Origin of the sequence: Parasedimentitalea marina, from assembly GCF_004006175.1 — a bacterium.
GTDB lineage: Bacteria > Pseudomonadota > Alphaproteobacteria > Rhodobacterales > Rhodobacteraceae > Parasedimentitalea > Parasedimentitalea marina.
Genome location: NZ_CP033219.1, coordinates 595,628 through 609,239 on the forward strand (window position 1 = coordinate 595,628; position 13,612 = coordinate 609,239).

General features: G+C 53.6%; 12 protein-coding genes and 1 pseudogene. 8 read left to right on the plus strand and 5 right to left on the minus strand.

The features are described from left to right. Position 1: 1 nt before the first annotated feature. The 8 genes and pseudogenes from EBB79_RS02990 (at position 2) to EBB79_RS03020 (ending at position 7,503) form a co-directional block, all read left to right on the plus strand. Positions 2 to 985: an ABC transporter permease gene (locus tag EBB79_RS02990; protein WP_127747515.1), complete on the plus strand. Its 984-nt coding sequence runs from the start codon at positions 2 to 4 to the stop codon at positions 983 to 985. After that, a complete protein-coding gene (locus EBB79_RS02995) occupies positions 982 to 1,989 on the plus strand; it encodes an ABC transporter permease (protein WP_127747516.1) in 1,008 nt (335 codons plus the stop codon). Before EBB79_RS02990 ends, EBB79_RS02995 begins: the two co-directional genes overlap by 4 nt. Next, positions 1,986 to 2,303, plus strand: coding sequence for an L-rhamnose mutarotase (locus tag EBB79_RS03000; RefSeq protein WP_127747517.1), 318 nt, complete (start codon positions 1,986 to 1,988; stop codon positions 2,301 to 2,303). Before EBB79_RS02995 ends, EBB79_RS03000 begins: the two co-directional genes overlap by 4 nt. Continuing rightward, positions 2,300 to 3,682 (plus strand): FGGY-family carbohydrate kinase, encoded by a 1,383-nt coding sequence (locus tag EBB79_RS03005; RefSeq protein ID WP_127747518.1) that lies wholly within the window; start codon positions 2,300 to 2,302, stop codon positions 3,680 to 3,682. Before EBB79_RS03000 ends, EBB79_RS03005 begins: the two co-directional genes overlap by 4 nt. A 79-nt stretch (positions 3,683 to 3,761) precedes the next feature. After that, positions 3,762 to 3,979, plus strand: a pseudogene (locus EBB79_RS24700) (IS6 family transposase); the annotation flags it as partial. 771 nt (positions 3,980 to 4,750) lie between these two features. Beyond that, entirely contained in the window at positions 4,751 to 6,229 is a 1,479-nt protein-coding gene (locus tag EBB79_RS03015) for a hypothetical protein (RefSeq protein ID WP_127747519.1), read from the plus strand. A 240-nt stretch (positions 6,230 to 6,469) separates the two neighbouring features. Beyond that, positions 6,470 to 6,814, plus strand: coding sequence for an IS110 family transposase (locus tag EBB79_RS24705; protein ID WP_238704982.1), 345 nt, complete (start codon positions 6,470 to 6,472; stop codon positions 6,812 to 6,814). Next, positions 6,811 to 7,503 carry a transposase gene (locus EBB79_RS03020; RefSeq protein WP_238704983.1) on the plus strand — a complete coding sequence of 231 codons (693 nt, stop codon included), beginning with the start codon at positions 6,811 to 6,813 and terminating at the stop codon, positions 7,501 to 7,503. Before EBB79_RS24705 ends, EBB79_RS03020 begins: the two co-directional genes overlap by 4 nt. Before the next feature lie 540 nt (positions 7,504 to 8,043). On the opposite strand, the gene EBB79_RS03025 is transcribed toward EBB79_RS03020, so the two are convergent. From EBB79_RS03025 to EBB79_RS03045, 5 genes are all read right to left on the minus strand, one after another. Beyond that, complete coding sequence (locus EBB79_RS03025; protein ID WP_127747520.1) at positions 8,044 to 9,498, minus strand: sulfatase family protein; 1,455 nt, start codon at positions 9,496 to 9,498, stop codon at positions 8,044 to 8,046. 32 nt (positions 9,499 to 9,530) lie between these two features. Next, positions 9,531 to 11,003: a tripartite tricarboxylate transporter permease gene (locus tag EBB79_RS03030; protein ID WP_127747521.1), complete on the minus strand. Its 1,473-nt coding sequence runs from the start codon at positions 11,001 to 11,003 to the stop codon at positions 9,531 to 9,533. 65 nt (positions 11,004 to 11,068) lie between these two features. Next, positions 11,069 to 11,545, minus strand: coding sequence for a hypothetical protein (locus tag EBB79_RS03035; RefSeq protein WP_127747522.1), 477 nt, complete (start codon positions 11,543 to 11,545; stop codon positions 11,069 to 11,071). 50 nt (positions 11,546 to 11,595) lie between these two features. Then, on the minus strand, positions 11,596 to 12,540 hold the full coding sequence (locus tag EBB79_RS03040; protein WP_127747523.1) for a Bug family tripartite tricarboxylate transporter substrate binding protein: 945 nt from the start codon (positions 12,538 to 12,540) through the stop codon (positions 11,596 to 11,598). Position 12,541: 1 nt separating this feature from the next. Beyond that, complete coding sequence (locus EBB79_RS03045; RefSeq protein WP_164860736.1) at positions 12,542 to 13,612, minus strand: aldo/keto reductase; 1,071 nt, start codon at positions 13,610 to 13,612, stop codon at positions 12,542 to 12,544.

Consider the following 13,612-nt stretch of genomic DNA (forward strand, 5'->3'; position numbering starts at 1 on the left):
TATGGTTTTGCGACACATTCCAATCCGTGAGGCGATCCTTGGCGCGGCCATCCTGGTGCTGTTGGGAGTGGTTTCCACCCGGTATTCTGGTTTCATCGCTCCGGCAAACCTTGCCAATGTGTTCAACGACACGGCGCCATTGATTATTCTGGCGTTAGGGCAAATGGTGGTTATCCTGACCCGCTGTATTGATCTGTCAGTGGCGGCAAACCTGGCGTTGACTGGCATGGTGGTGGCCATGTTGAATGTGGCCATGCCAGGCCTGCCAATCCCGGTCATCCTTGCCATTGCCATCCTGCTCGGCGCAGTGATGGGGGCGATCAACGGACTGTTGGTCTGGAAACTGGCAATTCCACCTATCGTGGTGACACTGGGCACCATGACAATCTTTCGAGGCATCATCTTTTTGATTTCCGAGGGTAAATGGATCAATGCCCACGAGATGAGTGCGGCCTTTACTGGGTTCTCGCGCGCGGCTTTTCTGGGTTTGCCGGTTTTGTCCTGGATCGCAATTGTGACTGTGATTGTGTTTGGCATGATGATGTCACGCACCGCTTTGGGGCGGTCGATATTTGCTGTCGGCGGCAACCCGCATGCGGCGGTCTATACAGGTATCAATGTCGGAAAGACCCAGTTTCTGGCCTTTGTCTTGTCTGGTGCCCTTGCGGGTCTAACAGGTTATCTTTGGGTTGCTCGCTATGCTGTGGCCTACGTTGATATTGCAAGGGGGTTCGAACTTGAAGTGGTGGCGGCCTGTGTCATTGGCGGCATCTCAATCGCGGGAGGCATCGGGTCTGTTGGCGGAGCAGTGCTGGGGGCTCTCTTCCTGGGCGTGGTCAAGAACGCGCTTCCCGTGGTGAATATTTCACCCTTCTGGCAATTGGCGATTTCCGGCAGCGCGATCCTGATTGCTGTGGCCTTTAACGCCCGCGCTGGCCGCTCACAGGGCAGGGTTATCCTCAAATCAGCCGAGGGTTCAGTATGAGTGATACCACCATGACAGCGCGTTATGTACCTAATCGGCTGAACAACCGTGCTCATCGCGTTCTGCGCAGTTGGGAGGCCTTGCTGCTGGTTGTTGCCGTTGGGGTCTTTGTGCTAAACAGTTTCGCCTCGCCCTATTTCCTGAATGTCTGGAACCTAAGCGATGCGACGTATAACTTTACAGAAAAGGGGATGATTGCCTTTGCCATGGCCCTGTTGATCATCTCGGGAGAGATCGATCTCTCCGTTGCGTCGATAATCGCGCTGGCTAGCACGGCAATGGGGCTGGCAGCGCAATACGGGGCAGGGACACCGGAACTGGTGATGATTGGCCTTACCGTCGGTTTGCTCTGCGGTGCTTTCAACGCATTTTTTGTCACGGTTCTGGGCCTGCCCTCCATCGTGGTCACTATTGGCACCATGAGCCTGTTTCGCGGCATCAGTTACATCGTTCTGGGGGATGGAGCATATGGCGGCTATCCAGACAGCTTTGCCTGGTTTGGGCAGGGTTACATCTACTGGGTGTTCACGGCCGAAATTGCCATATTTGCCGTGATTGCTGTGATCTATGGCGTGGTACTGCACAAAACCAACTTTGGCCGGGCGGTCTATGCCATTGGTAACAACCCCACCGGCGCGCTGTTCAGCGGTATTCGGGTGCAACGGGTTAAATTCATTCTGTTCCTTTTGACCGGATTGATGTCCGGAGTGGCGGCTATTTGCTTAACCTCACGCCTTGGCTCAACCCGTCCCAGTATTGCAGCAGGTATGGAATTGAGTGTGGTGACCATGGTGGTGCTTGGTGGGATAAACATTCTCGGCGGCTCTGGCTCGATCCCTGGTGTTGTGATCGCTGCTTTTGTCATGGGGCTGGTCACCTTTGGTCTGGGCCTGCTCAACGTTCCGGGCATCGTGATGTCGATTTTCATTGGCTTGCTTTTGATTGGGGTGATTGCTTTGCCGCGGCTCTGGTTGATGATTGCAGCCAAGAAGCGCTCAGCATGACTAGGCGTTTTGTCTTTCGGATGCGTCTGGATCCCGGCATGGGCGAAGAATACCAACGCCGCCATGACGAAATCTGGCCTGAACTGGTTAGGTTATTGGGTGAGGCGGGTGTCAGTGATTACGGCATCTACCTGGACGAAGAGAGCGGGGTGCTGATCGGTGTACTGACCCGTACCGAGGATCACACAATGGACAGTCTGCCGGATCACCCGGTGATGCGGAAATGGTGGGCGCATATGGCTGACATCATGGAGGCCTATCCAAACAATGAACCTGTCGTGGTGCCACTGACGCGCCTGTTTCACATGCCATGACAGTCTTTCGCCACATCGCTGTCATCGATATCGGCAAAACCAACGTCAAATTGGCGCTGGTTGATCTGGTGACGATGAAAGAAATCGCTGTTGATACGCGCCCCAATGCGGTTCTTCCGGGGCCTCCGTGGCCACATTTTGACGTTGATACGCATTGGGTGTTCTTACTTGATGCGCTGAAGCAGTTTCATCGCGATCATGGCGTCGATGCCATCTCGGTTACCACGCACGGGGCCAGCGTCGCGTTACTGGATAAAAACGGCGAGTTGGCGGCTCCAATCCTAGACTATGAATGCACTGGGCCAGCGGAGACAGCTGCGCAGTATGATGTGATCCGGCCCCCGTTCGAACAGACGGGGTCGCCACGGCTAGGAGGAGGTTTGAATGTCGGTGCGCAGTTGCACTGGCAGTTTCAAGCTGATCCAGGATTGCACGCCCGCACAGCACATATTCTGACCTACCCCCAGTATTGGGGCTACCGTTTAACAGGTGTTGCGGCCAGCGATGTGACCTCAATCGGGTGTCATACAGACCTGTGGCAACCACATAAGGGAGAGTTTTCTGATTTGGTTGAGGTTCTCGACATCGCAGACAAGATCGCGCCGGTGCGCAAATCGACAGACATTCTGGGGACTGTGTTGCCCGAAATCGCAAATGCCACTGGGTTGAACAGGGGCACACCTGTGGTCTGCGGCATCCACGATTCCAATGCCTCTCTCTATCCCCACATAGTGAACCAAAAACCGCCGTTTTCTGTCGTGTCGACAGGGACATGGGTGGTGGTGATGGCGATGGGTGGGGCCGAGCTCGTTTTGGATCCGTCTCGAGACACTCTGGTCAATGTAAATGCGCTGGGCGAGGCAGTGGCGTCAGCCCGCTTTATGGGTGGACGAGAGTTTGAGACGGTCCAGAAGGGGCGTCGGGTATCGGTTGAATATGTGGACGTTGAACAGGTTTTGAAGCAAGAGATCATGCTGTTGCCTGCGGTTGATCCCCTTTCTGGCCCATACCAAGGAAAGGAGATGCGATGGCATGGGGATTGTCCCTCGGAGGGGTCTGGTTCTCGTGCAGTGGCGCTTGCCTACTATTTGGCTATGATGACAGATACCTGCCTGCGACTAACAGGAGCGGACGGGCCGATAATTGTTGAAGGCCCCTTTGCCCACAATGCGCAATACCTTGCTATGTTGCAGGCTGCGACTGGGCGCCCGGTTCTTCAGAGACAATCTTCCACTGGAACCAGTATTGGGGCGGCGTTGTTGTTTGGATCCGATATCGTTGCCTCAAAATCGAAGGTTATTGATGCGCCAGAGAATTTTTTGCAAATGGAAGCATACGCGGTGCAATGGCGTTTGAAAGTTGAACGCGACTTGGCATGAGCGCGGGGTTTTTCGGTGGGTGTTTGTGGGTACTATCAGACGAACCATGGGGGGAAGGTGGATTACCTAGAGTTTCCGAGTGAAAAAACGCAGCCCATTTCATTGTTTTATAACGCCGCACAACATCCTCCTCCTTGTGGTGATGTTCTACTTCCGGTTCCCTTTGCCGTTCAGGAATGTGGAAGATTTGCTGAATGAGCGCGGGATTGAAATCAGTCGTGAGACTGTTTGGTTTTGGTGTATCGGTTTGAGTTGCTGTTCGCCGCAGAGATCCGAAGAGAACGGGCTCAGCAACTTCTGTCCGTCGTCATATAAAATGGGACATCAGAGCGGTTTGGACGACCCATTGCTACCGCTTATTTATGGTGCGGAGAATGCCCAATCCCCCAATAACAGACCTTGCTTTTGAGTTAATCGGCAAGGCCACCAACAAGGGTTCCATACGCCTCGTGATGCCGCTAGCTGTAGTAGGGCGCTCGTCTCAGTCTATCGTCAATTGAGTAAGCCGAATTTGCATTATGTCATGAGGAGCATTTGATTGCGGACTTCACAACTAAGGTCCGAGCTTTTTCTGCGTGCGGTCAGTGCGAAGTCTCCTCGGCTTTCGTCACCTTTCGCAAAGAACTTCAAGAGAGATGAGTGGTCCAACGCTCTAATAAATGCACCTTGAAGCGCGAGCGAAAGGGACAAGAAACTGAGCGTGGCAGCACTTTTCTTTGGCAGAAATGTTGCGTCGCTCAGAAAACACTATCACGGCCGATTTTTTGGCACGCTCAGCAAAAAGTCCGTCTTAATTTTGGCTGTCGGATCCGCAAACCGGAACTTCGTCGCAGTGCGGAACGACTTCAAGAAAAGACTAGCTCAGTCAAAAGGCGATGATGAGCTATATAATTTTTTGGAGTTCGCGAAAAAAACCGATTCAGAATGGTCAGCAAGCCGAAATGTCCTCAGATGATGCCGTGATGGCAATCATCGACACAATGCCACTTTGGTTTTTGTGGCAAAGGGCAGACCCGATAAACGAGAGCCGCTATCAACTGTTTTTTTTATCTCGAAAATAAAATTGGAATGATGCTTTCAGTTGAAGCTGGTCTGAGGGACCTGTGGAATGCCGCATTATGGGAGGGATCGGAACTTAGCCAAAATGGAGATCAGTTATATTTTGGGCCGCCGGATAAGGGTGATGCATTCTTTTGGTACGCGTGCCAAATGCGATCAGAAGCGGCGCAGATCGGGCTTCTTGCAACGTTTTATGATGTTCCTGCGGACACCAGCAACATAGGTCATCTCTTTGCTGCACAAGTACGAGTTCTTAGAGGTGGGCGCAGAAGGTTTGAGACGAAAAAACTCTCCAAGGCGATCCTAAGAAGGCTTGCCGATACACTACAAACTCTTGAAAATTCGTATCTTTCGGATTTTTTGGACATCCCTATTTCTGGCGGGAGGGTGGAACTCACAATGCGCCAGCTAATTCAGGCATTGTGGGTTTTGGATACTTTGACGGCCAGTATGGAAACGTCGGTTAGCCGGGGTTACATACGCAGCTACCGCGATGCATCTGAATACTCATTCCGTATTCCGAAGGGGCGCTGTCTCAAAATTTTGGAAGAGTGTCTTGGTGTTGAACCAGAACAGGCAACTGCATTGTTTGCACAGTTGCTATTGGACCCTGACAATACCACAAAGTGCTTCAATGAGGGCGTTTGGCTGCACCCAATCATCGAATTGGATGACGACGAAGTCGTGCTCGTTCGTCCTTCAATCGCGGTTGGATCGAAGGTCCGGTTTGTCGAGCGTACGCTGACCGAGTTGCTTGGAAACGACCTTTCAGGGTCGGACAGTTTTGGAGGAAATTTCGAGCGCAAAGTTCGAACCTCCGTGTCAGAAGCTTTGAAAGACAATGAGCTGATATCGGACTTTTGTGTACTTCCACATGCGTTGAAGAGGGAAGAGGAGAACGGAGAGGAGATCGATCTTTTGCTTCGGATCGGTGCTGTGGTGCTTGTGTGTGAGTTAAAGTGCCTTCTTGTTCCGACTGAGCCGATAGATCGTTATAACCTCCAAAAAAAGCTGGAAGAAGCTGCCGAACAAGCCTCTCGAAAGCTTCTTGGCAGAAAAAATTCAAAAACTATCGAAAAGTGCCTCGGCGCTGTAAACGATGCTGAAAGACTTCAAGTCCTTCCTCTTGTGGTATTAAATCACAAAATTGGACCGGGCTTGACGATAGATGATGTCGTGATCACTGATCAAAACATGCTGAACCTGTTTCTGGGGAGCGGAAGCTACAATTCAGGTGTTGCTATCCACAAAGGCAAAAAGGCTATTTCTTCCAGCCAACTCTATAAGTCACAAAGTGAGGCTGAAAGGGCTCTGCTGCAAATACTTTCCGAGCCGCCGCCGCTCAAGTCATTTTTGAAGGCGGAGCATTGGGTGAGCTTTGGTTTCCCAGTCAGTGACCGAGAGTTACAAGTCATGAAGCCAAGTTTGAAGCCGGATGCCCTAGGTGACGACGAAATGATCTCGACGGCTGCTTTGCTTTCAAATTGAAGTCGCAGTTGCAAATGGCGCATTCCGGATTTACGCGGAATGCGTGTTTGAGCGAATGCACCCCCACCTGCGCAAAACGCAAGCGAAATTGGTGCTTCCTTACCGCATGACGCGCTTCGTGTGCCTGTGCGAAGCTAAATGTCTCCTTCGGGCTGGGAGCATGCGCAATTGGGCTGCCTCTGTTCTGAGGTCGAGCTCCCGATGAGATTACAGAGTGTCTGTGACCAAGGGAGATAGATGATGGAATACTTTGCTGGATTGGATATTTCGCTGCGCTCTTGTGCGCTATGCATTGTCGTCACGAACGGAAAGGTGATCCTTGAACGTGAGCTGGCTTGCGAAGTCGATGACATCTCCGAGTGCCTTTCTCAATTTCAATATCCGATAGAACGGGTTGGCTTTGAAGCTGGAACGATGAGCCAGCATCTCTTCTTTGGGCTGACCAACAAAAGGTTTGATGTCGTTTGCATTGAAGCCCGACAAGTGAATGCCGCGCTGTCTGCGATGAGGAATAAGACCGACAAGAATGATGCAGGGGCATCGCTCAGCTTCTGCGCACCGGATGGTTCAGCCCGGTTCACATGAAGAGCCGCGAGGCGCATGGCCTTCGTGCGTTGCTGAGTACCTGCAAGGCATTGCTCAAGAAGACGATGGATCTGGCCAATGAGGCCCGTGGTCTGCTGATGATATTCGGTATCCGTCTGCCTAGAACCGTGAAGCATGGTAGTTTCGACGGTGTTGCTAGGCCAATGATCGAGATGGATGATGTTCTTGCACATGCTTTGGTGCCCCTGCTCGATGCGCGAATGGTACTGTATCAATATTTTCTGGAGCTTGATCGGCGGGTTAAACGGGCCGCCAGCCAAGACGAGGTCTGCGTGCGATTGATGACGGTTCCCGGAGTTGGGCCAATCGCTGCGCTTACGTTCAAGGGAGCTATTGACGATCCTGCGCGATTCAAACGATCCCGCACAGTTGCTGCGCACTTTGGGCTCACACCGCGACGATACCAGTCAGGGGAGCACGATAATCCAGGTCGCATATCGAAAGCGGGTGATAAAGATGTCCGAGCAACCCTATATGCTGCCGCAAATGCGTTGCTCATGCGAACGATGGCAAGTTCGCTGATCAAATCATGGGGCATGCGGCTGGTGCGTACAAAAGGCCGCGGCAGGGCTGTTGTCGCCGTTGCACGCAACCTCGCAGTTCTACTGCATTGCATGTGGATAGATGGCACGGAATTCCGTCAGGACCAGGTGGGAGGCAGGGTATGATCTAAAACGCTAACCACCCAATCCTAAAGCTGTGATCAAAGCTCTAAACACTGATTTCGATGAGTTTTGGAAGAAAACTTGACATCGCATGCATACAAGAATGAGCATGAACGCGATGCTTTGGTTTGTGCCCTGCGTTGTAAGTTTGGGGTTGAAGGCATCTGGAAAAAAGACCTGAGCCTAATCAGACCACAATCGAAAAAGGTCCACCAACCTTTTGCCTTTGAAGCTCGCTACTATTGGCCTGCCGCTCCGGGGAGTGAATGTGATGACTAGCGTCGAACTAAGCCTGCTGGCCGTCAACTGATACCGGGCCGGGCCTCCGGATCACCAGTTCTAACGTATTCGGCCCCTCCATATTTTCTAGCCTCTCGTTTCACAAAGCGATGCCACTCGGCAGTTGAGCTAAGCGAGCCGCGTCAATTGCGGTTCAGTCCAGTCTCGGCATGTCTGGTATCAAGGACCTGCTTCCAGAACGTTTCTCTGTCCAGAATGACTGCATCGTCTGTTCGTGCGTCGCGATGTTCCAACAAAATCGGCTCAGCTTTTTGGCATCAAGGCCAACAGCCTGTCCCGAATGCCCTTTTCCTCGTCCCACAGGTTGGTCAATTCGTGGGGGTCTTTTTGTAGATCATAGAGTTTTCCGGGCTCAGGCAGGCTGTGATCGAATTGCCCAAATTGAATCTCTACCTGAGGAACAGTTTCATCAAGACCAACAATCAGTTTGTAGCGCCCGTCGGTGACAGCCCGCCAGGATCCCAGCCCAGTTTGCGTGTCCTGACGCGGCATCTGTTCATCTCCGCAAAGGAACGGGCCCAGATCATATCCGCTGTATTCCTTTGGCACTGTAACTCCGGCCATTCGCAGATAGGTCGCGGGCAGGTCAATAAGGTTGGCGGGGGTATCGGGCAGGTTTCCGCGCGCCACGATGCCGGCGCCTGAGATTACCAGCGGCACCTGTACAGCGGGTTCAAAGGGGACTTCTTTTTGCCACAGATTTCTGTCGCCCAGCATTTCACCGTGGTCGCTGGCAAATACTATCACCGTGTTGTCATACTGGCCTTGGGCCTTTAGCTGATCGACAAAGGCGCCAATCCAGCGATCAATATTTTCGATCATCGCGGCGTAGTGGCGCCGGATGTTGCGAACGAGCGTTTCGTCCGGGTGGTGGCATCCGACGGGATAGGGCAGCTCTGCGTCTCTCCACGCGTCTGCCATTTCAGGAGTGATGTCCATCGGCTCGTGCGGGCCGGGGAAGTTCACGATTGTGAACCAGGGGTCCTCACCGTCAAATTTCTTGAGGATATCGAGGGCGGCTTGCCCGATGAAGTTATCGCTATATGCGTCTTTTGGTATCTCGACAGGTTCGATGTTTGTATAGGCCTGTACCGGTTCGACCCATTGCCCCTCAAGCCAGTCCGACAGTGGCACTGGTTCATGCGAGGTCAATGACCTGCCCTCAAAGTCACGCACATAGTCATCGATCAGGCCCTGAGATTTGAGCATGTCCGTATAGGGATCAATACAGCCTCTTTCGGCGGCGTTGATGGAATCATGCTTGCCCGCGCTGTCGAACCCATCGCTGAATCCAATCTCGGCCATCCCATCGCGGTCGTCTACAATGTGCCGCCCGTCTGCGCCCCAGCTGTGTGCCTGTTTGAGCAGGTCGGATTTGCCAAGGTTGGCAACCCGATATCCGCTGTCGAGCAATAGCCGATAGAAGGTTTTCTGGTCTAGCGGCAGGTTGTCTTTGTTGTGACGCACTGGCGAGGCATCATAGCTGCGCCCCAAGGCCAGACAGGCCCGGGCCGGGGCGCAAATCGGGCATGGGGTCCATGTGCGGCCAAAGCTGACGCCGCGGGCCACCATGTCATCGATATTTGGGGTGCGAACAGGAATGCCGGAAATCGCATGAACCCAGTCACCGCGCCATTGGTCGGGAAAAATCATCAGAATATTAGGGCGTTTTTCCAACGGGTCGGGTCCGGCTTCCATGGGGTATCTTTCGTTATTTTGGGGCAGCCTGTTCAGGCGGTCAATTTGCGTTTTTTCAGTTCCTGACTGGCCGCCCACAACACGGCAAGCAGGCTCAGACTTAGAAGAACAAGGGGGACAGGACGGGTGACAAAGGGCATGAGACTGCCTCTGGATTCCATCATCGCTGCCCGCACGGCCTCTTCACCGATCGGGGTCAGAACAAAGCCGATAATGAAGGCGGGCAAGGGGATCCCGCTAGACAGAAAGATCAGACCGACAGCGGCAAACCCAAAGAACACCCACAGCTCGAATGGATTGTTCGAATAGGTCAGCGTTCCGACCATGCAGAAAAACAAGATGGTCGGAGTCAGAATGTACTTGGGCATTTTCAAGACAATCAGCAGGTGGCGGCTGGCCAGCACCATAAAGAACAACATGGCAAAGTTGGCAATCAAGGCGGCAGAGATGATGCCGTAGAATTCTTTCGGATGATCGATAATCATCAGCGGCCCCAGCTGAACATTCTGCAATGTAAGGGCGGCGATCAGGATAACGTCGGCCGCACTGCCCGGAATGCCAAGCGCGATCATTGGGATCAGCGCGCCCATGACGGTGGCGTTGTTGGCGGCCTCTGCCGCGACAATGCCTTCGGGCTCACCCGAGCCAAAGGTCTCGGGCTTTTTCGATGTGATGCGGGCGATCGAATAGGAGACAATCGCCCCGATGGCAGCGCCAACTCCGGGCAACGCGCCGATCGCGGTGCCGATCACTGACGATCTGATAAGGTTCCCTGGAAAGGTCAGCACCGCGAAGAAATGGCGCCTCAGGCTTGTTGTTGTCGACACCTGTTGCGGCGCGGCGGTCCGGTTTGTCAGAAGGTCATGCAGGATGGGGGCAAAGGCAAATATACCCAGAATGACCGGAATCAGACCAAACCCACTTTGCATATCCGCGATGCCCAATGTCAGACGCGGCGTGGCATCAATCGGGTCGAGGCCCGGAATGGAGCACAGGGCCCCCAAAGCGCCGGCAAGCAGTGCTTTGGACAATGAGCCCGAACCCACGGCGGCGATCAGCAGAATGCCGGTAATCACCAGCGCCGTCGTTTCAAAATTGCCAAATTTCAACGCCACCGCAGCCAGCGGCGCGGACAGAAAGGCCAGCACCAGCCAGCCCAGCATACCCCCAACAAATGACGCGCCGATACCAAGCGCGAGCGCGCGCGACGCCTGACCTTTTTTGGCCATGGCATGGCCGTCCAGCGTCGTCATGACGGCCGTGGGTGAGCCGGGTATGCCAATCAGAATTCCTGATATCAGGCCACCGCTGACACCGCCCACATACATGCCGATCAATAGGCCCTGCGCCGAAACCGGATCCATGTAAAAAGTCAGAGGAAGCGTCAGCGCCATGGCCATGCCGCCATTCAGGCCGGGGATTGCACCCGCCACCACACCAACCAACATTCCGGTCATCGAAAAGACAACCAGCGCCATTGTGATCGTGCTCAGGAAAATTTCCATAGTATATTATCTCACTCGAATTCCGGCCGTTTTGTCCGGCAGCGTTGCAGACCCACTGATCACGATTATGGAAGTGGCAGGCCCAGCACGTTTTTGAACAGCTGCGCCACGCCCAGCGTTAAAACAACGCCCGATATGCACAGATACCCCAGAGTTTTGCCGGTTGGCTTGTGATCTGGCGAAACCTTGATCACCAATAAACCGATCAGGGCAAAGATCGCTATCAGAACCAACTCTGTCGAAAATAGCCGTTTAACGATAAGAACCGACATTGCGGCTGGAACGGCGACAAAAATCAAACCCGTCTTAAGCGTGTCGAGCGATTTTCCGGTCTCTTCCGCCCCCGCTTGTCGTGCCCGCCTGACAGCAGAGGCGGTGCACAAAGCGGCTAGGAATGTTGCAAGCGCGCCAATGACACCCATGATGTTCTGCGTGCCCACTGGATCAAAGCGGGAGGGTGGCGTCGCTATTGCGGTCGCCACCACCCCCAGTCCCATCAGTGTGATCAGGGCGAAAAGCACGGCTTGATCTCTATTGTTCATGACAAGCCTTGCTCCTTTCGCCAGACTGATCTCAGATTACGACAGGTCGGTCAGTTGCCGGATATCGCAGATACTGATGCTGCATAGTTGGCCATTTGCTCGTCCAGTGAGGCCGAAGTCTCGGCGGCATTCAAGTGCAGAGGCGCATCGATGCCACGCTCGACAAATTCGGCCTGCACGGATTCTTTGGCCATGATATCGCCAAGGGCCTGTTCGATGACCGATTTTGCTTCGGCGGGAACGCCTTTGCCCATCATCCACCAGAATGCGAGTTGGAAGCGTGCTGGAAAGTCTTCCTCGCCAGCCGAGGCGGTATCAGGCACAGCGGCGCTGCGCTCGTCGGCAAGAACGGCCAATGGCACAAGTTCGTCACGACCCGCAAATTTGCCTTTCCCGAGTATCGCGACATGAGTGAATTCACCCAGCAATGACTTCAGCTTGGCGGCACCGCCACCGGGCACATTGACATAGTTGAAATCGGCGCCCAGACCATCGGCGATTTGCAGCATCACAAGGTGGCCAAGACCACCAATATTTACCCCGGCATTAACCTCGCCTGGGTTCGCAGCCGCATAGGCCTTTAGCTCGGGGATGTTTGAAAAAGGTGCGCCCTTGTAGGAGACCAGATAGTTTTCCATCAGACCGGTTTGTCCGACACCGTCAAATTTATCCAGCGGGTTGAAACCCAGCAATCCCGACGCTCCGATGACCAGCATCTGCTGATGGGTGACTAGCATGGTATAGCCATCCTGATCGGCGTCGTCAGCCTGACGAATACCAATGGCGGACGCTCCGCCTTTTACATTCACGACCGGAAAGGGAACGCCGAGCGTTTCCTCAAGTTGCACGGAAATCAAACGTGCGACTGTATCCAGCGCACCTCCGGCTTTGGCCGGTACGATCAGTTTTACTGGTTTTTCGGGGTAACCGGCAGCAACCACACTGGTCGCCGAGGCCATCATGGCAGCGCAGATCAAAGTTAGAAATCTTTTCATTTCACTCTCCTGAGATTGGATGTTGTTGCAACTTCGCGTAATTTCCTACGTCTTCTTTTTGATTTTCGTGAGCGGTGGATGCCGTTTGAATGTTTCGCTTTGAGACAGGCCTGCCTGCATAGTTCTGTGAGCCTGGCCGACAGCTCTTTTCCAAGATGGCAATCGGATCAGGCACGCCAATTTCCGCCAAATCGGCCCATAATTCCGACGGAATTTTCATCTGCATGTCGACCATGTTGCAGCGCAGGTCATCAGGTTCGACAAGTCCCAGGATAAGCCGTTCGACTGCTGGGTGGCGTGCACAATATTGCAGCGCAGCACGTTTGAGAGGCACACCGTAGGCGTCGCAGATCGCTGCAATCCGACGTGTTCGATCCAGAATTTCAGGATCGGGAGTGGCATAGCGATACGTTGTCGTCATGTCGCCTGGACCGGTGGCCAGAATGCCGGAATTGAATGGGGCAGCCAGTTCAACCGAGATGTTGTTTCGTAAGCAGAAAGGCAACAATCGTGCACCCGCGTCTTGAGTGAGCAGGCTGTAACTGTTGGCCACCATCAGCACATCCAGATCAACGCGATTCAGTATTGCTTCATGGGTTCTTGCGGTGTTGCTTGCGCAGCCAATGCTGCCAATCACGCCTTGATCCCGCAACCGGCACAAGGCAGGGAATGCCCCTGCCACTGCTTCTTTTACAAAACGATCGCAATCGTGAATGAAGACGATGTCAAACCTGTCCACCCCCAACCGTTCCAGGCTCTTCTCTATGGATCGCAGGCATGCGTCGGCCGAATAGTCGTAGATGTCAGTTGGATTGTTGCGCTGGTCTGCAAGCACTGCGCCATAAGGCCGGTACCGTCCAACTTTTGTTGACAAAATGTAGCTGTCACGCGGTTGCCCTTTAAGCAATTTCCCCAATCGGTCTTCCGATTGACCACCACCATACAGCGGTGACGTGTCAAACCGGGTGATGTTCAATGCCAAAGCGGCCTCGAAAATATTCTCCGCGACATCATCCGAAAGCGGCAGTTGCTGGGACGCCCCCAAGGACGCAAATCCAAGACCGATGGACAT

Excerpts from the sequence above, each read along its gene's own strand:
- EBB79_RS02990 (WP_127747515.1), top strand. The coding sequence starts at position 2 with ATGGTTTTGCGACACATTCCAATCCGTGAGGCGATCCTTGGCGCGGCC.
- EBB79_RS02995 (WP_127747516.1), top strand. The coding sequence starts at position 982 with ATGAGTGATACCACCATGACAGCGCGTTATGTACCTAATCGGCTGAAC.
- EBB79_RS03000 (WP_127747517.1), top strand. The coding sequence starts at position 1,986 with ATGACTAGGCGTTTTGTCTTTCGGATGCGTCTGGATCCCGGCATGGGC.
- EBB79_RS03005 (WP_127747518.1), top strand. The coding sequence starts at position 2,300 with ATGACAGTCTTTCGCCACATCGCTGTCATCGATATCGGCAAAACCAAC.
- EBB79_RS03015 (WP_127747519.1), top strand. The coding sequence starts at position 4,751 with ATGATGCTTTCAGTTGAAGCTGGTCTGAGGGACCTGTGGAATGCCGCA.
- EBB79_RS24705 (WP_238704982.1), top strand. The coding sequence starts at position 6,470 with ATGGAATACTTTGCTGGATTGGATATTTCGCTGCGCTCTTGTGCGCTA.
- EBB79_RS03020 (WP_238704983.1), top strand. The coding sequence starts at position 6,811 with ATGAAGAGCCGCGAGGCGCATGGCCTTCGTGCGTTGCTGAGTACCTGC.
- EBB79_RS03025 (WP_127747520.1), bottom strand. The coding sequence starts at position 9,498 with ATGGAAGCCGGACCCGACCCGTTGGAAAAACGCCCTAATATTCTGATG.
- EBB79_RS03030 (WP_127747521.1), bottom strand. The coding sequence starts at position 11,003 with ATGGAAATTTTCCTGAGCACGATCACAATGGCGCTGGTTGTCTTTTCG.
- EBB79_RS03035 (WP_127747522.1), bottom strand. The coding sequence starts at position 11,545 with ATGAACAATAGAGATCAAGCCGTGCTTTTCGCCCTGATCACACTGATG.
- EBB79_RS03040 (WP_127747523.1), bottom strand. The coding sequence starts at position 12,540 with ATGAAAAGATTTCTAACTTTGATCTGCGCTGCCATGATGGCCTCGGCG.
- EBB79_RS03045 (WP_164860736.1), bottom strand. The coding sequence starts at position 13,612 with ATGTCCATCGGTCTTGGATTTGCGTCCTTGGGGGCGTCCCAGCAACTG.